Annotated in this window: 22 protein-coding genes; 2 read left to right on the forward strand and 20 right to left on the reverse strand. The window is 30.4% G+C overall.

Features of this window, described 5'->3' with window-relative positions:
- Positions 1–84: 84 nt before the first annotated feature.
- The 19 genes from B5E92_RS06005 to B5E92_RS06095 form a co-directional block, all read right to left on the reverse strand.
- Entirely contained in the window at positions 85–777 is a 693-nt protein-coding gene (locus B5E92_RS06005; RefSeq protein WP_087300188.1) for a hypothetical protein, read from the reverse strand.
- 48 nt (positions 778–825) lie between these two features.
- A complete protein-coding gene (gene gatB / locus B5E92_RS06010) occupies positions 826–2,259 on the reverse strand; it encodes an Asp-tRNA(Asn)/Glu-tRNA(Gln) amidotransferase subunit GatB (protein WP_087300190.1) in 1,434 nt (477 codons plus the stop codon).
- Positions 2,260–2,265: 6 nt separating this feature from the next.
- Positions 2,266–3,714 carry an Asp-tRNA(Asn)/Glu-tRNA(Gln) amidotransferase subunit GatA gene (gatA, locus tag B5E92_RS06015; protein WP_087300192.1) on the reverse strand — a complete coding sequence of 483 codons (1,449 nt, stop codon included), beginning with the start codon at positions 3,712–3,714 and terminating at the stop codon, positions 2,266–2,268.
- Positions 3,714–4,004, reverse strand: a complete 291-nt coding sequence (gene gatC, locus B5E92_RS06020; RefSeq protein WP_087300194.1) for an Asp-tRNA(Asn)/Glu-tRNA(Gln) amidotransferase subunit GatC — start codon at positions 4,002–4,004, stop codon at positions 3,714–3,716. The genes gatA and gatC overlap by 1 nt, the downstream gene beginning before the upstream one ends.
- A 9-nt stretch (positions 4,005–4,013) precedes the next feature.
- The gene (locus B5E92_RS06025) at positions 4,014–5,126 is read right to left on the reverse strand and encodes a CamS family sex pheromone protein (protein ID WP_087300196.1); all 1,113 of its coding nucleotides are present in this window, start codon (positions 5,124–5,126) and stop codon (positions 4,014–4,016) included.
- Positions 5,127–5,172: 46 nt separating this feature from the next.
- Positions 5,173–7,167: an NAD-dependent DNA ligase LigA gene (gene ligA / locus B5E92_RS06030; protein ID WP_087300198.1), complete on the reverse strand. Its 1,995-nt coding sequence runs from the start codon at positions 7,165–7,167 to the stop codon at positions 5,173–5,175.
- Positions 7,168–7,285: 118 nt separating this feature from the next.
- The gene (locus tag B5E92_RS06035; RefSeq protein WP_087300200.1) at positions 7,286–8,218 is read right to left on the reverse strand and encodes an HAD domain-containing protein; all 933 of its coding nucleotides are present in this window, start codon (positions 8,216–8,218) and stop codon (positions 7,286–7,288) included.
- 48 nt (positions 8,219–8,266) lie between these two features.
- Positions 8,267–10,411 (reverse strand): ATP-dependent helicase, encoded by a 2,145-nt coding sequence (locus B5E92_RS06040; RefSeq protein ID WP_087300202.1) that lies wholly within the window; start codon positions 10,409–10,411, stop codon positions 8,267–8,269.
- Positions 10,412–10,524: 113 nt separating this feature from the next.
- Positions 10,525–11,442, reverse strand: a complete 918-nt coding sequence (locus tag B5E92_RS06045) for a dihydroorotate dehydrogenase (RefSeq protein WP_087300204.1) — start codon at positions 11,440–11,442, stop codon at positions 10,525–10,527.
- Positions 11,435–12,190 carry a dihydroorotate dehydrogenase electron transfer subunit gene (locus B5E92_RS06050; RefSeq protein ID WP_087300206.1) on the reverse strand — a complete coding sequence of 252 codons (756 nt, stop codon included), beginning with the start codon at positions 12,188–12,190 and terminating at the stop codon, positions 11,435–11,437. Before B5E92_RS06050 ends, B5E92_RS06045 begins: the two co-directional genes overlap by 8 nt.
- A gap of 9 nt (positions 12,191–12,199) precedes the next feature.
- A complete protein-coding gene (locus B5E92_RS06055; protein ID WP_087300208.1) occupies positions 12,200–13,468 on the reverse strand; it encodes a dihydroorotase in 1,269 nt (422 codons plus the stop codon).
- Positions 13,461–14,333 carry an aspartate carbamoyltransferase catalytic subunit gene (locus tag B5E92_RS06060; RefSeq protein WP_087300210.1) on the reverse strand — a complete coding sequence of 291 codons (873 nt, stop codon included), beginning with the start codon at positions 14,331–14,333 and terminating at the stop codon, positions 13,461–13,463. Before B5E92_RS06060 ends, B5E92_RS06055 begins: the two co-directional genes overlap by 8 nt.
- A gap of 161 nt (positions 14,334–14,494) precedes the next feature.
- Entirely contained in the window at positions 14,495–14,977 is a 483-nt protein-coding gene (gene coaD, locus B5E92_RS06065; protein ID WP_087300212.1) for a pantetheine-phosphate adenylyltransferase, read from the reverse strand.
- The gene (gene rsmD, locus B5E92_RS06070; protein WP_087300214.1) at positions 14,977–15,528 is read right to left on the reverse strand and encodes a 16S rRNA (guanine(966)-N(2))-methyltransferase RsmD; all 552 of its coding nucleotides are present in this window, start codon (positions 15,526–15,528) and stop codon (positions 14,977–14,979) included. Before rsmD ends, coaD begins: the two co-directional genes overlap by 1 nt.
- A 3-nt stretch (positions 15,529–15,531) precedes the next feature.
- Positions 15,532–15,879 (reverse strand): YlbF family regulator, encoded by a 348-nt coding sequence (locus tag B5E92_RS06075; RefSeq protein WP_087300216.1) that lies wholly within the window; start codon positions 15,877–15,879, stop codon positions 15,532–15,534.
- 1 nt (position 15,880) lies between these two features.
- The gene (locus B5E92_RS06080; RefSeq protein ID WP_239404279.1) at positions 15,881–16,078 is read right to left on the reverse strand and encodes a YlbE-like family protein; all 198 of its coding nucleotides are present in this window, start codon (positions 16,076–16,078) and stop codon (positions 15,881–15,883) included.
- A complete protein-coding gene (gene ylbD / locus B5E92_RS06085; protein ID WP_087300218.1) occupies positions 16,053–16,355 on the reverse strand; it encodes a spore coat protein YlbD in 303 nt (100 codons plus the stop codon). Before ylbD ends, B5E92_RS06080 begins: the two co-directional genes overlap by 26 nt.
- 26 nt (positions 16,356–16,381) lie before the next feature.
- Positions 16,382–17,608 carry an FtsW/RodA/SpoVE family cell cycle protein gene (locus B5E92_RS06090; protein WP_087300220.1) on the reverse strand — a complete coding sequence of 409 codons (1,227 nt, stop codon included), beginning with the start codon at positions 17,606–17,608 and terminating at the stop codon, positions 16,382–16,384.
- A 1-nt stretch (position 17,609) separates the two neighbouring features.
- Positions 17,610–17,876: a UPF0223 family protein gene (locus B5E92_RS06095; RefSeq protein WP_087300222.1), complete on the reverse strand. Its 267-nt coding sequence runs from the start codon at positions 17,874–17,876 to the stop codon at positions 17,610–17,612.
- Between the two features lie 109 nt (positions 17,877–17,985).
- Between B5E92_RS06095 and B5E92_RS06100 the strand changes: the two genes are divergently transcribed.
- Entirely contained in the window at positions 17,986–18,213 is a 228-nt protein-coding gene (locus tag B5E92_RS06100; protein WP_087300224.1) for a hypothetical protein, read from the forward strand.
- Positions 18,214–18,275: 62 nt separating this feature from the next.
- Positions 18,276–18,845, forward strand: coding sequence for a peptide deformylase (gene def / locus B5E92_RS06105; RefSeq protein ID WP_087300226.1), 570 nt, complete (start codon positions 18,276–18,278; stop codon positions 18,843–18,845).
- A gap of 33 nt (positions 18,846–18,878) precedes the next feature.
- On the opposite strand, the gene B5E92_RS06110 is transcribed toward def, so the two are convergent.
- Positions 18,879–20,162 (reverse strand): O-acetylhomoserine aminocarboxypropyltransferase/cysteine synthase family protein, encoded by a 1,284-nt coding sequence (locus B5E92_RS06110; protein ID WP_087300228.1) that lies wholly within the window; start codon positions 20,160–20,162, stop codon positions 18,879–18,881.
- Between the last annotated feature and the right edge of the window lie 22 nt (positions 20,163–20,184).

Below are 20,184 nucleotides of genomic sequence, written 5' to 3' on the forward strand. Positions count from 1 at the left end.
TTATTACTCGGATACAAACTTCATATTAAAAATACATCTTAATAATATCGCTTTTTTACTTTAAAAAAGACGAGCCTAGCTCGTCTATTGACCTGATTGATTTAGTGTACTATTAGCACGATCAGTAGCTGCCTGGTCAACCACATTAGCTCCTGTAAAAGTAATTTCATCACTGCTTGGATGTTTAGTACCAAACATTGGAAAATTACTATCACCATTACTTGTCAAAACAAATTCAACATTGTATTGACCACGACCATTTGCAGTACCAAATAAATTACTATATACACTACCTTCTTCTTTTGTTTCACCTAACGAATCATCTAAAGTATGTAAGGCATTTGTTGCTAGTTGAATAGCAGTATCTGAAGTTGTATTATCAATAAAATCCATTGATATTTTAATGATTCGGCAATCAACTTCAATATTAACACTATTAATATTGCCATCTGCTTCAATTGTATCTTCAATACCATCAAACTTCGTTTCATCTATTGCAATTAACGAAGCACAACGATCACCATAAACCGGTCCCTCGTTGCTACCAGCTACAAATACATAAACAATAAAGATAATTATCAACAAAAGAAAGATAATCAATGCAATTTGCCATTTCTTTATTTTAAATTTTCCTTTTTTCTTTTTTTTCATCTTATTTTTACCATTTTTTGAATTAGCTGTAACAGAGCGATCATTTAAAGAATCCTGACCTTGAGAAACAGAAACATTACTTGTATTTTCAAAATCATCATCAAAGCTAAATCTTTTTTGAGACATACTTATCCCTCCTTTGATAATTGTACCAAATATCTTAATATTTGTACATTATGAAATTCTCTGTTTTAATAACTCTACTAATAATTTGTTACTAACTGCAGGATTTGCTTGACCACCTGTTTTTTTCATAATCTGACCAATTAAAAATCCAACTGCACGATCTTTACCATTTCGATAATCTTCAATTGATTGGCTATTAGCATCTAAAACTTCATTAATAATAACAGTTAATTCTTCTGGTGAAGATATCTGTTTCATATTATTTTCTTCAATAATAATTTCTGGATCTTTACCTTCTTTTATTAAAATCTCAAATACTTTTTTACCTTGTTTACTTGAAATTGTACCATCTTGAATATAATTGATCATTTTAGCTAAATATTCAGGTGCCATTTTAGTATCAGTAATAATTAAATTATTTTTATTTAGATATGCTTGCACTTCACCTAACATCCAGTTACAAGCAATTTTGTAGTATTTAGTATGTTTAACTACAGCTTCAAAAAAATCAGAGATTTCTTTAGTTTGAACAAGAATCAAGGCATCAGTTTTAGGAATTTTATACTCATTGATATAACGTTCTACTCGAGATTCTGGCATTTCTGGAATTCTAGCAATAATATCTTCAACCCATTGATGATCTAATCTAATTGGTAAAATATTTGGTTCTGGATAATATTTGTAATCTACAGCATCACCTTTAGCACGCATTACAACTGTTTCTTTTTTATCTTCATCATAACGACGTGTTTCTTGAAGTACTTCACCGCCGCTAATTAATACTTTTTCTTGACGTGCTACTTCGTATTCAATTGCTTTTTGTACATTAGAAATAGAATTTAGGTTTTTAATTTCTGTTCTAGTTCCAAATTTATCACTACCAAATGGACGAATCGAAACATTAACATCACAACGCATTGAACCTTCTTCCATCTTAGCATCACTGACATCAGTAAATAATAAAATTTGTCTTAATTTTTCTAAGTATGCTGCAGCTGCTGCGCCACTACGAATAGTAGGACGGGTAACTATTTCTATCAAAGGAATTCCAGCACGATTATAATCGATTAAAGAATAATCATCAAAATGCAATTGTTTTGCTGTATCTTCTTCCATATGTAAACGTTCAATTTCAATAACTTGCTTTTGACCATTTACCTCAATATTCATTGTTCCATTACGTCCTATTGGATGACGATCTTGAGTAATTTGGAAACCTTTAGGTAAATCTGAATAATAATAGTTTTTACGATCAAAACAAACTAATTCATCAATTTCCATATTTAAAGCACTACATACTCTAATAGCATATTCAACACCCGCTTTATTTAAAACCGGCATTGCTCCTGTCATTCCCAAATCAACAATGTTTACATTAGTGTTTGGTGCTTGACCAAATGTTACCGGGGCACCCGAAAACATTTTTGATTTTGTTTTAAGTTCACAATGGACTTCTAAACCAATAACTGTTTCAAAATTCATCTTTTCTTACCCCTCTCTTGAATATTGATTTGCAAAACCAAGTGCTTGTTCTAAAGCATATGCCGCATTTAATACAGTTTGTTCTTCAAAAACTCGCCCCATTAAATTAACTGCAATCGGCATTTTATCACTAAATCCAGAAGGAATAGAAATACTTGGTGTTCCTGCAAAATTTCCTAGTGCTAAATGATTTTCTAAAATAATATATTCATCTGACAAACGATCATCATTAGCTTCATCTAATTTTGGTGCTACACTACCACTATTAGGTGTTAAAATAATATCATATTCACTATAAATTTTATTTAATTCTTCAACAATTAAACGACGTACTCGTTGTGCTTTTCTAAACATTCTTTCTTGATTTTCTGTTGCTAAAGCTAGGTTTCCTAGAATAAAACGACGTTTAATATGAGCCCCAAAACCATCAGTTCTTGAGTTGATCATTACTTCATCTGTTGAACTTCCAGGCTGGCGGTCACCATATTTAATACCATCTAAACAAGAATGATTACTTGTTGCCTCACTATTTGCAATAATTGTATATGTTGGTAAGATTGCTCTAGCTAAATATTGAGGAATAGTTACTTCACCAACTTCAGCTCCTAATTCTTTTAAAGTTGCAATGACATGTTCAAAATTTTCTTTAATATCTTTATTTCTAATTTCATCGCTAACTGTTGTTAAAACAGCAATCTTCATTCCTTTAATATCACTAGTTAAATTTTCTAAATAATGAGGTACTGGTAGATTACTAGAAGTCATATCACGATCATCACGACCTGCTAATGCTTCAGTTACAATAGCCATATCACGAACATTTCTTGTAAATGCTCCCACATGATCTAAACTTGAAGCATAAGGGATTACTCCAAAACGAGAAATTCTACCCCATGTTGGTTTAAAACCAACTACACCGCAAAAACCAGCTGGTTTACGAATTGAATCACCAGTATCACTACCTAAAGCAAATGGTACAACACCACTTCCTACTAAAGCCGCACTTCCACCTGAAGAACCACCGGCAATTCTTGATGAATCCCATGGATTGAAAACTGGCCCTGTTAAGGCAGATTTATTAGTACCACCCATAGCTAATTCATCCATACTTGATTTTCCAATTAAACTAATTCCTGCTTCATATAATTTATCAACAACAGTTGCGTTATAAACTGGAACATAATCTTCAAGCATTTTACTAGATGCTGTTGTCTTAATTCCTTTAGTATTATAATTATCTTTAAACACACCAGGAATTCCTTTTAAAATTTCATTTTCTTTTACATCTAAATTTTCAATATTTTTCAATGCTTCATCTTTAGTAACTGTTACAAAAGCATTAAGTCTTTTTTGTTGAAAATCTACTTCTTCAAATAATTCTTGATAATATTCTTTTACATCAATTTCATGATTAACAAGTTTTTGATGCAATTCTTCAATTGACATTACTTTCATTATTTTACCACCTTTGGAACTTTAATTTGATTATCTTCAACGCATTTAGCATTCTTTAAAACATCTTCACGACTAATAATATCTACTGGTTCATCCTCACGTAAAAAAGCTGTTTCAATTTCATAAGGATAAGCCAACGGGTCAACACCCTCTGTATCAATTTTTTCCAATACAGCAACATGGTTCATGAAGATATCATACTCTTCTATTAACTCAGGCATTTCTTCATCACTGATATTAAACATTGTCTTAAGTCCCAGCTTTTTTAACATTGCTTCTTTATTTTCCATACTTTCCTCCTAATATAATAAGATACTTCTAGCATCTTCACCCTGGTCTTTAATAATAATCGCTTCTAATTGATCTTGCGAACTAACTTGTACTGTTATATCAAAGTCATTACTAAACTGTGAATTAACCTCATCAGCAGCCGTTTCAACTAAATAAACCAATTCAGTATAGGTTTTAACATTTACATTAATATTAATTCTCATTGACTGAATTTCACCATCTTTATAACGACCATAACCAACTACACCAACAGCTTCAAATGAAGCGTTCTTCATATTATTTTTAAATATTTCAAACTGTGAATATGTTTCTTCATCAGCTTGTGAAGCTTCGCTGCTTGTAAATAAGTAAGTATGGTAGTCTAATGTTTCAATATCGCCAAGGCTTCCATCACAATAACTTTTTAAAATATATCTTCCATCAATATCACTTTCATTAGTATTGGTTGCATAATAAACAGTTATAAGAAGCGGTTGATTTTTTAATTCTTTAAAACCACTAATAGCATTTTCATCATCTTCATTGTAATTTTGAATTTCTTCATAAAGATTTCTAATTGTCTGTTGTCCAAATTCAACTACCGCAGATTCATCCATATAACTTAATAAAGCATCACCACTAGCATCTGTTGGATCAAGAACAATTGCTAGACTAGCACCTTTTAAAACATAATCATCACCAGATTTTTGATAAAAATCTTGTTCATAGATAGTTGTAATCATATTAGGACTATCGATACCCCCAATAGCTGTTCCAACTTGATTTTCTAATGTATGAGGATATTTATCAGGATTACTGTCATCACGCTCTACTAATTGAGCAACATTTGAACGAGTTAAATTTTGTCCTTCAGACATATAATAATCATCAGTAGAAAAATACTCGGTTGAAATTGTCTGTAATTCTCGTCCTATCGTTTGAAAATCATCAGTATTTCCAAATGAGTTATAATAATCATCGCGCTTTTCATATCTATCTAATTTTACAATTCGGTAAAAATCTTCATCTAAACTATCAGCCGATGAAACATCATTAGCTGTTTGAGTTTCTACTGTTTCTTTAGCATCACTACATCCCGCTAACAACAAAACTAATACTAATAAAGTAATCAATTTTTTCATATTGGCAGTTTCCTCCTTTATAGAGTGCATTATAACACTATTTTAACTACTTCACCATTTCTAGTAAAGTTTCTTCATTAATTACATCAATTCCCAAACTTTGGGCTTTAGTAAGTTTACTCCCGGCATTTTCCCCTGCTAATAGATAATCTGTTTTTTTAGAGACTGAACCAGCTACTTTACCACCATGTTTTTCAATCAAAGCAGCTGCTTCTTTTCTAGATAAATTTGGTAAAGTTCCTGTTACTACAAATGTTTTTCCATCAAAACGATCATCACTATCTTCATCTTCGATTATTTCCATATTAACCCCATAATCTTTTAATCGCTGAATAACTTCCTGGTTATAAGGATTTTTAAAATAATCAATGATTGCCATGGCACTAATATCTCCAATATCATTAACTTCAATCAACTGAGCATAAGATGCATTCATTAAGTTATCAATACTTTTAAACTTCTTCATTAAGCTTTTAGCAGCCGCTTTACCGACATTACTAATTCCAAAGCTAGTTAATAATTTAGTAGCATCATTATTTTTGCTACCTTCAATAGCATTCAATAAATTATCAGTACTTTTTACCAAACCAATAACTTTTTTATCCAGCAATTCTTGTCGTTTATCGATTAGTCCATAAATATCACTAATATCTTTAATATAGCCATGATTTACTAAAGTTTCAACATAAGCTAGTCCAAAACCTTTAATATCCATAGCATCACGACCAACAAAATTAACGATATTCTTTACTAATTTACTTGGACAATTATCATTAGTACATTTAATATCGGCATTATCACCATAACGAACAGCTGGAGCTCCACAAACTGGACAAGTATTTCCAATATGATATGGAACACTATCTGCAGGTCTTTTTTCTTTGATAACTCGTTTTACTTTAGGAATAATTTCACCTGATTTATAAACAACAATAGTATCACCTATTCTAATATCTAAATCATCAATAAAATCCTGATTATGCAAAGTAGCTCGAGAAACTGTAGTACCACATAAACGAACTGGTTCAAAAATAGCTGTTGGCGTAATTCTACCGGTTCTTCCTACCGATAATTCTATGTCTAATAATTTAGTTTCTTTTTCTTCGGGAGGATATTTATAAGCAATTGCCCATCGTGGTACTTTTGAAGTTGAACCTAATTTTTGACGATCTGCAAAACTATCAATTTTAACTACTGCTCCATCAATATCATATTTTAATTTATCACGATTTTCACCAATAGCCTCGATGGCCTTCCAAACTTCATCAGCAGTTTTACAAATATAATAATCTTCAATTATTTTAATTCCTTGTTGTTTTAAATATTCATATCCTTCACTATGACTGACAAACTGGCGTCCACGGGCATCTTGAATATTGAAAACAAACATTGATAAATTACGTTGTTTAGTTATGGCACTATCAAGCTGTCTTAATGTTCCAGCAGCACAATTTCGTGGGTTAGCAAATAATTTTTTACCCTTAATTTCCTGCATTTCATTTACTTTTTCAAATGCTTCATTAGTCATATAGACTTCACCACGAACCTCAAGATATTCAATTGGATCTTTTAATTTCTTTTTTACATCCTTGATTACTCGAGCATTAGCGGTTACATCTTCTCCTTGAAGAACACCATCACCACGAGTTACCGCTAAATTTAATTTTCCATCTACATATCTTAAAGCCATTGATAAACCATCTATTTTATATTCAACAACAAATGTTGGATCATCAAGCTGTTCTTGCATTTGTTCAACAAATTCATAAACTTCTTCTTTAGAAAAAACATCTTGTAAAGATAACATTGGTACATTGTGACGAACTAATACCCCGGCTTCTCTTTTAGCACTTCCCCCAACTTTTTGAGTAGGTGAATCACTAGTAATATATTCAGGATGTTTTTTTTCAAGCTCTTTTAATTCTTGCATCATCATATCATATTCATAATCACTTATTTCCGGATCATCTTGATTATAATAACGATCATTATGATATAAAATCTGCTTTTTCAATTCTTCGTATCTATTTAGATCATTCATTATCTCACTCCTAATTAAATCTTTACCATTATACCAAATTACTTTACAGGATAAAACAATAAAAATTCTATATTTACTTAAAAAATCTAAATAATTAGCTTACAACAATAAAATGAGGCTAAAACCTCATTTTCTCCCACAATTCAATTTTCTCTAATGGACTATATTCACTATGAACCATAACTGCCTCATTTATATTTGTTAAAAATTCACCATTAATATTTACCCTTTGATAACCAATGACAAACCAAAAATCAGTTTTTATTCTCTTAAAATATTCTCTATTAGCAACAAGAACAAATCCATCATCACAATTTAAATCATATGCATATTTAGTTAACTGTTTGATCAATATTCTAATTGCTGGTTTTATCATTTGCTTATTAAATATTCTTACTTGGTAGACTAATAATAGTTTTCCTCTTGAACTATGACTATATCGATATTTACTAGCTAATATTTTCTTATCATCATACCATAAATAAATATCATTATCTAAAATAGTAAATCGATACCGTCTTTGTAAAATATCTTTAGCCATTAAACAATCTTCATCACTAATTACATCATTACTCTGGACTAAATAAAAACCATAATTTTGAGCCAGATACCAATAATCCTCATCGTCAATAATAACAAAATCAGTTACTTCTGGATGATTATTTAAATATTTAGTAATCCCATCTAATTTATCCTTGCCATAAGCAATATTTAAATAAAAATCTTTTAATCCCGCCATTGCCAATAATCCAGGCATATTTTTTTCATTATATGAATGAATCCATGAGCTTTCCATTACGATTTTACTATCAGTAGCAAGTAATAAATTCTTTATTTTTTGCATGGCTAAAGTAGACCAGCACGTATCTACTACATACATATCATAGCTATCTAAATAACTCATATTATATTTCTGTCTATGTTTTTTTGCAGCTTCCAGGTAATATTGCTCGTCATAATGTCCAATTCTTTCAGGATGTAATACCTCATGACCACTACTTTCTGTTGGCGAAATAACACCATCGATATCTAAAAAAACTATTTTAGTCATAGCAAGACCTCCTTTTTTTAATTATAACAAAAAAAGCACACTTAGTGCTTAATTTGTTAGCTTCTTTAATGCCTTATGATTAGACATCAACGTCTTTAAACCAGCTGGCAATTCAAAAGCAATATCTAATGTTCGGTCGTTGACTTTAACAACAACACCTTTTCCAAAGGTATCATGAACAACAAAATCACCAATTGCCCAATCACTAACTTCATTATTTCCAATCAGTTCTTCTTTACTACTTGCTGTATTGATATAATTAGAAGTCTTAAATCTTGCTTTAGTTCCAACGTGTTTAACCCCTTCAACACCCATTTCATCAATGAAACGACTAGCCATTTTAGGTGAATCAGTTACAAAACTAAAACCTTCACTATCTGTCAAAAATAATTGTTTTTTAGCTCTAGTAAAAGCTACATAAGCTAAACGCCGTTCTTCTTCTAAACCATCATCAGACTCACTTAATGTTCTAAAGCTAGGGAAAATACCTTCTGACAACCCTAAAACAAATACATAGTCAAATTCAAGACCTTTAGCCATATGAATCGACATTAAGCTTACATATTGACCATCATCTAATTTATCATTATCAGTATATAAAGATATTTCTTGTAAATAGTTTTCAATTGTCGCTAATTCTGGATTTTGATTAACAAATGTATAAATTGAGTTTTGTAATTCTTGAATATTATTAATTCGGTTATCTTCTAAATCTCTTTTTAACATATCAATATATCCAACATCTTCAATCAAATTTTCAAACATTTGATGTAATGGTAATTTTGATTGTTTTGCAGTTTCAATCGCTTTAACAAATTTTACGATTTCTTTTTTAGCTTTACCTGATAATTTAATTTGATCACTAAATAATGTTAATGCTTCATATAAACTAACCTGGTTATTTAAAGCTACTAACTGAATATTTTCTAGTGTTTTTTTACCAATACCACGAGCAGGAACATTGATGATTCTTTCAAAAGCTAGATCTTCATCATTACATACTAATTGTAAATAACTTAAAGCATCTTTTACTTCTTTACGGCTAAAGAATTTTAAACCACCAAAAATCCGATAGTCAATACCATGTGATATTAATGATTGTTCTATTGTTCGTGATAAATAATTTGCCCGGTATAATATAGCAAAATTACGATAATTAACACCATCGACTTCACTAATTATTTTTTCAATTTGACCACAAATATAATCCGCTTCATCCTGTTCATTTTTTCCAGTATAATGAATAACTTCAGCGCCACCAGTTTCTTGGGTATAAAGATCTTTTTTTAAACGATTTTGATTTTTTCTAATCAAATTATTAGAAACATTCAAGATATTTCCAGTAGAACGATAGTTTTGATCTAAAATAACTGTTTTACATGGTTTAAAATCTTTATCAAAATCCAATATATAATTAACATCAGCCCCTCTAAAGGAATAGATAGTCTGATCAGGATCTCCAACAACACAAGTAATTGCATATTTTGACATTAATTTAACAAGGCGATATTCAATGTTTCCAACATCTTGAAACTCATCAACATGAATATATTGAAATTTACGTTGCCATTTTTCTAATACATCAGGGTAATTTTCAAATATATATACTGTTTTTAATAACAAATCATCAAAATCAAGCATAAAATGATTTTCTTGATAATCAACATATTCCTGATAAATCTTAGCCTTTTTTATCTCACCTTCAAATTGACCAGCTAATTCTAAGGCTCTTTGTGGTGAAACATTAGCCATTTTATAATTTGAAATAGTTGTTAACATACTTTTTAAACTGATTGCTTTAGAATCAATTGTCAATTTATTATAAATCTTTTTTAACAAAGCTTTTTGGTCTTCTTCATCCATTATCATAAAATTACTTGGATAATTAATAACATTAATATGCTGTCTTAAAATTCTTACACATAATGAATGAATAGTACAAATCAAAGTCCCCATACTATGAGGACCTAATAAATTAGCAACTCTTTCTTTCATCTCATTAGCTGCTTTATTTGTAAAAGTTATTGCTAAAATCTTGTAAGGAGCAACACCAATTTCATCAATTAAATAAGCAATCCGGTAAGTTACTACCCTAGTTTTACCAGAGCCAGCACCAGCAATTATTCTAAGATTACTATCTAGATAAACAGCTGCTTCTTTTTGATTTTTATTTAATAATTTATCTAAATCCATTTAACCACCACCATTTTTACATTATATAATATCTTTAAAATAAATGATATATCTTAATTTTCATTTTATTTTAAAATAAAGAGAGAATTGGAAAAGCCAATTCTCTTTATTTATTAAAACTGATGTGAACGTCCGACAATTTCGTTAATATCATCAACACCAAGTTCTACTAGTAAATCTTCTAATTCTTCAATAATTTTTTTACAAGCATACGGATCAATTAAATTTTGGCAACCAATTGCTACAGCACTAGCTCCAGCAGACATCATTTCAATAACATCACGACCGCTTCTAATACCACCCATACCGATTACTGGAATTTTAACTGCTTGACTAACCTGATAAACCATTCGTAAAGCAACTGGGAAAATTGCTGGACCAGAATATCCTCCGGTTTTATTAGCAATAATTGGTTTACCAGTTTTAAAATCAAATCTCATTCCAACTAAAGTATTAATCATCGTAATTCCATCAGCACCCGCACTTTCTACTGCTTTTGCCATTTCAACAATATCAGTTACATTAGGTGATAACTTAACATAAACTGGTACTTTTGAAACCTCTTTTACTCGTCTAGTTAAATCTGCAGCCATTTCAGGATTAGTACCAAATTGAATTCCACCACTATGAACATTTGGACAAGAAATATTTAATTCTAAAGCCCCTACCATGTCATGAGTTGAAATTAATCTAGCTGTTTCAACATAATCCTCAGGTGCACTACCACCGATATTAGCAATTACTTTATCTTGATAAAGCGGTCTAAGTTGTTCTAACTCTTCATTCATTACCGCTTTAACACCAGGATTTTGTAAACCGATGGCATTAAGCATACCACTAGGTCCTTCTGCAATTCTTGGTAAAGGATTACCATAACGAGGTTCTAATGTAGTTCCTTTAAGCATTATCGATCCTAAAATATTAATATCATAAAATTTTGTAAATTCATAACCAAAACCAAAAGTTCCACTAGCTGGAATTACTGGATTTTTCATTTCTAATCCTGGCAATGATACTTTTAAATTAACCATTAACAATCACCTCATTACTTTCTAGAATTGGTCCTTCAACACAAATTCGTTTATATGGCTTAGTTTTTACTTTACATGAACACCCCATACAAGCACCAAATCCACATCCCATTCTAGCTTCAAATGATAATTGTCCATTTTCTGGATAATTTAATGCTAATGCATCCAACATTGGTTCTGGTCCACATGTATAATATTGATCAAATGTCAAATTTTCATTTTTTATTACATCAACTACAGTACCATTTGTACCAACACTACCATCCATAGTAGCAATATATACTTTAGAAAATTCTGCAAATTTTTCTTGATAAAAAACATCTTTAGCACTATTAAAACCTAAAACAGTAACTACTTCATGACCAGCTGCAGCTAGTTTTTTACCTAAATTATATAGAGGTGGTGTTCCTAATCCACCGCCAATAAGCAATGCTTTACCATCACGGATTGTAAAACCATTTCCTAAACCAATTAAACAATCTAATTGGCTACCAATTTCCTTATCTTTTAAAATCGTTGTCCCTTCACCAACAACTTTAAAAACAATTACGATATGATTATCATCATAATCACTTATTGACATTGGACGTCGTAAATATGGTTGCAAACTATCGTTTATTTTAATATTAATAAACTGACCTGGGGCACTAATATATTTAGCTCCATCACCCTCTAAAACCATTTCATAGACATCATCAGCAATATTATTAATTGCTGTAATTTTCATCATTCCTTGAAAGTTCGCCATAATTTCCTCCTAAATTTTAGTTATCTTACCATCTAAAACATGATACTTCAATGCCCCAAAACATTTTGTTTGTAAAAATGGTGTATTGGTTGATTTTGACTTAATACTTTCTTTTGTAATTAAATATTCTTCATCAAGATCAAAAACTGCTAGATTAGCCTTATATCCAACCTCTAAATCATGTTTAATTCCAATCACCTTAGCCGGATTAATACTCATACATGCTAATACTGTTTCTAAAGGAATAAGACCTTTTTTTACTAGATAAGTATACATTAAACTAAATGCATGCTGGCTACCAATAATTCCAAAAGGTGCCTTAGAGATATGCTGTTGTTTTTCATTTTCAGCATGAGGAGCATGATCAGTAGAAATTACTGTTACAACTCCTTCATTAATTCCTTCAATTAAAGCTTCAAGATCTTCTTTGCTTCTAAGAGGTGGATTCATTTTATAATTTGGATTTAAATCTTTAATATTTTCATCTGTTAAAATTAAATGATGCGGACAAGCTTCCCCACTTACAAGCGGATTAGTTTGACGTGCTTTTTTTAAAGCCGCAACAGTTTCTTTAGTCGAAATATGACAAATATGATAACGATTTCCTATTTCGTTTGCTAACTGTAAATCACGCATCGCATGTTTATATTCAGAAGCATTATTAATACCAACAAGATTATTTTCTTTAGAAAAATCTCCTAAATTAACACAAGCTCCTGGCTGTAGTTCACTTTCATCTTCACAATGAGCAACAATAATACTATTAACTGATTTGGCTGCTTTCATTGCTGCTTCCATCATTTCTGTAGACTGAACTCCTCTACCATCATCAGAAAAACCAGCGACGATATCTTCTTGGCTATTTGCTTTAAAATCGACTAATTCTTGACCTTTTAAATCAGTAGTAATTGCACTATATGTATAAGTATGAATCTTAGCATCTTTTTTTACCCGATTAGCAAAATCTCTAATTGTTTCAACATCATCCATACAAGGTTTAGTATTAGCCATTGCTACAATATGACTATAACCACCATATTTAGCACTATTTGTTCCTGTTGCAATTGTTTCTTTGTGTTCAAAGCCCGGTTCTCTTAAATGAACATGAAGATCTACAAAACCTGGTGTTAATAGTTTTCCTTGTAAATCAATTACTTGATCACCTTCATCAATTGATTTTGCAACTTTTGAAATTAATTCATCTTCAATTAATACATCCAATTTTTGTAATTTTCCATGGTAAAATACATTACCATTTTTAAATAATGTCTTAGTCATTGCTTAAAACCCGATTTAATAATGCCATCCGCACATATACACCATTTGTCATTTGTTTAAAAATACGACTCTTTGAACATTCAACAATATCATCAGCAATTTCTACATTGCGATTAAATGGTGCTGGATGCATTATTATTGCTCCTTTCTTCATTTTATCAACTCGTTTTTGATTTAATCCAAACATATCATGATATTGTTCAGTTGTTAAACGCATTAATTCATGATGACGTTCATGTTGAACTCGTAATAACATTACAATATCTACTTCTGGTAATATCTTATCAAAATCAACATAGTTGTATCCTGGTTCTTCAAATTGTTTAGGTCCACTTGTATATACTTCCATTCCTAAACGTTTCATAATTTCATAGTTACTATGAGCAACTCGTGAATGAACTATATCACCAACAATTACGATCTTTAAACCTTCAAAATGTCCAAATTCTTCACGAATTGTCATTAAGTCCAATAAAGATTGACTAGGATGATTTCCAGTTCCGTCACCACCACTTACAACTGGTATGCTAATTCGTCCTACTAAATCATTATAATAATTTTCTTTAGGGTGTCTAATTACAACAGCATCACATCCAATTGATTCAAAAAATTTAACAGTGTCATAAAGGCTTTCTCCTTTTTGAACACTAGAATTTGCTGCTTCAAAATTTTGAGTTCGACAGCCAAGATTAAAAGCAGCTTTATCAAAACTATAATGAGTTCTTGTTGATGGTTCAAAAAATAAGTTTGCAACAACTTTTTGACCCTTAAAGTCAACTTTCTTCCCTGCTTTAAATTCTTCTGCTTCATCTAAAATCTGATTGATTTCATCAACCGAGAAATCTTTTAATGTAAATACGTTCATCTGTTTGCCTCCATAAAAAATACCTCTTGCGAGGTATAATTGGGAAATAATATTCATTATACCCCAGTTGCCTTATTTCTTTTTTCATCATATCAAATTAATGTTCATTTGACAATTAATATCCATCAAAAATAAGTTTAATTAAAACAACTAAAGTATTATTATTCATATTTCTTTTGTAGCGCTGCTTCCACACATGGTGGCACTAGTCCAGCGACACTACGATGATGACTAACCATTTCTTTAACCGCTGATGATGAAATAAAAGAATGTGATGGTTTAGTCATTAAAAAAACCATATCTACTTCTTTATCTAAGTATTGATTAGAAAAAGCTAATTGTAATTCATATTCAAAATCCATAGTAGCCCGAATACCACGAACTAAAATTTTTGAACCAACATCACGAGCATATTCTACTGATAATTTATCTGAAGCATCAATAATTACATTTTCAAAATCTTTACACGCTTCTTTTAATAATTCTTTACGTTCTGCAACTGTAAATAATCCCTGTTTATTAGGGTTAATACAAATTGTTACATATAAAGTATCAAACATCCTGCTAGCTCTTTCAATAATATCAAGATGCCCGTTAGTAACTGGATCAAAAGTTCCCACATATACTGCAATATTTTTTTTCATTATTCTACCCCGTATTTAAAAATATTTAAAGCAGTAATTCCATATTGATATTTTTTTACTAATTGTAAATTATCAAAGGCTGGAAAAACTACTTCCTTTAACTCTTCAACAACAACTATACAATTATCTTGCAACATTTTTTTATCAATCAAAAATTCTAAAATCCCATTTACCATATTTTTACCATATGGTGGATCTAAAATAACTAAATCAAATTTAATTTTCTCATCAGCAAATTTATGCAATGCCTTTTGATAATCAAGTTTAAATACTTTAGCATTATCAAGTTTCAATAACTCAAAGTTTTCCTTTATAACTTTAAAAGCAGCATATTGTTTATCAACACTATATAATTGATGACACCCTCTTGATAAAGCTTCAATTCCTAAACCACCACTACCAGCAAATAAATCTAAAACTACCCCTCCATCAAAATAAGGACCAATAATATTAAACATATTTTCTTTATTTCGATCAGTTGTTGGTCTAGTCAAATTAGATTTAACTGTCTTTAATTGTCTACTTCGATATTTACCTGCTATAACTCTCATATCTTAAAATTCATATGGTGATAAGTCTAATTGCTTGGAAATATTACCAAAAACAATTTTTGTGATTTGTTCTAGAAAATCATTTAAATTATGATATTTTTGATAATAATCAATAATGACCGGATTTTCACCAATCTCCTTTTTTAATTTTCTAATTTCATTTTTTATCTCTTGATTATCTATATATTGCTCATATTTTTTTAAATCTTCATATTCACTTAATTTATCTTGATATTCCTTCAATAATGATTCAATATCATCATCATGCAATTTCTTTTCAGCTTCAATATAATCAAGATAACGCTGATCTAATTTAATTTGTTCAATTAATCTATCTAATATCTCTTCCACTTTACATCATCATTTCTATCATATTTATTAACATTGATACTTGTTCAATTTTATCAATAAATGCTTTATTCTTACCATCTTTGTACTCTTGAACTAAACGTGAATACTCTTTAGGATATCTAGATAAGATAAGATACCATTTAGGATTATACCGTAAATAGTATCTTATCTGATCATTCATCGTACCATTTTCTTTCATGCTCTGGCTCTTTTCTTTCAATAAAAGTATTAACTACATTCAATACTTTTTCTAAAGAAGTTAAACTGTTAGATAAAGCATTTAAATCAATGTTTTTAATAACATCAATAAGTACATTTAAATTTAAATTACCATTTGTTTTATATGGTTGCCAGAATTTATCATCTTTTCCATACATTACATAAATTTCATACAATTGCTGCCATGTATAGCGGCCATTTAATACATCCTGTTTTATACTAGGGATTGTTTTTAAAAACTCTTTAAACTCATCCATAAAATCACCTAGTATATTATATGTATCTACATTGATTCGGTGTCTAATTTTTGACGATTATAACGAGCGATAATCGCTTGAGCAATTCCGATAGCTACAAATGCTGTAACAGTTGATGATCCCCCTGAAGAAATAAATAATAAAGGAACCCCTGTCATTGGAATCAAACCAGAAACACCACCTAAATTAATTAATAAATGTAAGAAAAAATAAGATGCTATTCCTAATAAAATAATTCTAGATTTATTTTCTTTTATTTTTTGTGAATAATTTAATAATTTAAAAATAATAATACATGTTGGAATTATAATTAGTCCTAACCCGATTATTCCTAATTCTTCATAAATTATTGCTCCAATAAAGTCATTATGGGCTTCAGGGATGTACCCAAATTTTTGAGTCGAATTTCCTAACCCTAACCCAAATAAACCACCATTTTTAAAAGCAATCAAAGCATTAACTAGCTGTTGACTAGTGTTATAAGGATCAGATAGCGGATCTAGCCAGGCAGTAATTCTGCTTACCTGGTACCCTTTTAATACTGTTGTTCCCACAATTAATAAAATAACCGCACATAAAGCAATAAAAGCCCAAACCATTCGTTTATACTTTTTAAAATACTTACGCGGGGTAGCAATAAAACAAACAAAACAAATCCCAACAATTATTACCGTTGTTCCAAAGTCATTTTGGATAATTAACCCTACTAAAGCAGTAATTATTACTAACATCATTGGTAAAAAGACACAATTTAAAAACTTCTGTTTATAAAAAGCACTTTTTACTTCCTGATTTTTAAATCTTCCTTTAACAACAAAAGCTTTATCACTTTCTGTTAAAAAATAACTCATAATTAAGATCATTGCAATTTTCATAAATTCAGCCGGTTGAATACTAAACAAACTGCCAAATTTGATCCAAGCATGTGATCCTTTTGAATCACTCCAAAAAATACAAATAAGCATCAGGAAAATCCCTAATAAAAATAAACGCATTGACGAACTATATGTTATATACCTTGTCTTAAAAACTCGGGCAATAAAAATCATTACCCCCGCTCCGGCAATTACGAAAACAGTTTGACTAATCATATTCTTCAATGCATAAGTCACACCATATCTAGTTACACTTCCTACTGAAGCTGAACCAATCATAATAATACCAAATACTGCTAAAATAAAAGTGCTCAAATAAATACTCTTATCAACACCACGGCTTTTAAATAATTCTTTAATTTTTCTAATTCCAGCCATTTTATTTACCTAAACGAATAAAATCTTGTTCTTTTGCCGCTTTAACAACCTGGTAAATTGAATAATGAGACACTTCATAAAATTCCTTATCAATTTGTTTTTCAGCACTTTTACTATCAACAATTTTTTTAAACTTTTGATATGCAGCCATAAATTCTTTTTTACTAATTCCACTTTCATACGCTTTTTCAACTGCATTATATAATCCAATAACATCGATTATCTCTTCAGTTGACCATGTATAATCTAACGGATAGTTATATTCCATATTCTCACCTCTTAATGTTTTATATTATAACTGAAAATTTATCGATTATCTACAATAACCCAAACAAAAGATAAATATTAGAATAGGATATACTAAAGGAGGCGATAATATGAACTGCGGATTTAATTATTCTGGTTGCGGATGCAATAGCTATAATCCTTTTGTTACTAACCCATTTAGTTGTTGTGGATGCAATAGCTGCTCAACTGGTTTTTCTAATTGCGGTTGTAGCTGTGGTAGTTGCGGTGGTTTTAGTTCTACAAACTGGTTTGCAATTGTATTAGTAGTATTTTTATTATTAATCATTTGCGGAAATTCTAGAATTAGAGTCGGATAACTATTTATTTCACCTCATTTTGTGATATAATACTATCAGAATTTTAAATGAGGTGAAAATTTATGATAACAATGCAGGATATAATCGATGATAAAAATAAATTAATTCGTGAAGTTTCTAAAGAAGTAGAATTACCTCTTAGCGATGAAGATCGTAAACTGCTTTTAGATATGCATGAGTTTTTAGTCAATTCTCAAGATCCTGAAACATCTGAAAAATATGATTTGCGACCTGCAGTCGGAATCGCTGCTATTCAGTTAGGAATTCCTAAACGTATGTTAGCTGTTCACGTCTTAGATTTTGATGAAGAAGGAAATGTTACTAAAGCTGATGATTATGCTTTGGTAAATCCAAAAATCGTTTCTTACACTGAAAAAAAATCTTATTTAAAAGATGGTGAAGGTTGTTTATCAGTCAATTATGATGTTCAAGGATACGTACCACGCTACGCCAAAGTTACTGTTAAAGGTTACGATGTTTTAACTGATCAAGAGGTAAAAATTGTAGCTAGAGGCTTTTTATCTATTTGTTTACAACATGAACTAGATCATTTTGAAGGCGTTTTATTCTATGATCGAATTGATAAAGATAATCCATTAATGCCAATTGAAAATGCATTGATTATAAAATAAATACTGATATCATTTTGATATCAGTATTTTTTATTATTGAATTTTAGCAAAAGCTTGTTTTAAATCAGTGATTAAATCTTCAACATCTTCCAAACCAACTGACATTCTAATAGTTTCTTGTTTTACTCCACCAGCTAATCGTTCTTCTTCAGACATTTGAGCATGTGTAGTACTTGCAGGATGAGTAAGTAATGAACGTGAATCAGCAAAATTAGTTACATGAATAAATAATTTAATATTATTAATAACTGTTTTACCACCTTCAACGCCACCTTTAACACCGAATGTATATAATCCACCAAAACCATTAGGGAAATATTTTTTAGCTAATTCATAATTAGGATTATCAGGTAATTCAGCATAGCTAACCCATTCAACATCAGGACATTCATTTAAAAATTTAGCAAGAGTTCGTGAATTTTCAACATGTTTTTTCATTCGAAGTGATAATGTTTCTAACCCTAATAATGTCATATAAGCATTAAATGGTGACATACATCCACCTAAATCACGTAAAGTTTTTGCTACTGCTTTAGTACAAAATGCTCCTTGTCCTAAATTAGCATAAACGATATCATGATATGCTTTATCTGGTGTATTAAATAATGGATAACGTGGATTATCTTTCCAGTTAAAATTACCAGAATCTACAACAATACCACCCATTACATTACCATGACCTGCTAAATATTTAGTAGTTGAATAAACTACCAAATCAGCCCCATGTTCGATTGGTCTAAATAAATATGGTGTTGGTGTTGTATTATCGACAACAAATAAAATTCCATATTTTTTAGCAATGGCACTAATGGCATCAAAATCAAGCATATCACCATTTGGATTTCCTACAGATTCAACAAAAATAATTTTAGTTTTATCATTAATCAATTCTTCAAGAGCTGTTAAGTCTTTAGGATCTACAAAATGTGATTTAAATCCCATTCCTGTCATTGTTCCTGATAAAGATCCAATTGTTCCCCCATATAAGTTGTTAGCAGCAATAATTTCATCACCACTTTGACAAACTGTCATGATCATTCCCATGATGGCTGCTGTTCCAGAAGCAAAAGCTACTGCATCAACACCACCATCTAATGCTGCCATTCTTTTTTGTAAAGCATCAACAGTAGGATTTGATAATCGTGAATAAAAATATCCCCCTTCTTCTAATGCAAAAATTCTAGCTGCTTGATCAGCATCTTCGAATGTAAAAGCATTTGATAAATATAGTGGCAATCCTGTTGCTTTTGTTACTGGGTCAGGTTGTTGCCCGGCATGTATTTGTAGTGTTTCAAAACCATATTCTTTATTATCCATAATAATTCCTCCTAAAATTGAT

The sequence above is a fragment of the Erysipelatoclostridium sp. An15 genome, from assembly GCF_002160675.1.
Classification (GTDB): domain Bacteria; phylum Bacillota_I; class Bacilli_A; order Erysipelotrichales; family Coprobacillaceae; genus Thomasclavelia; species Thomasclavelia merdavium.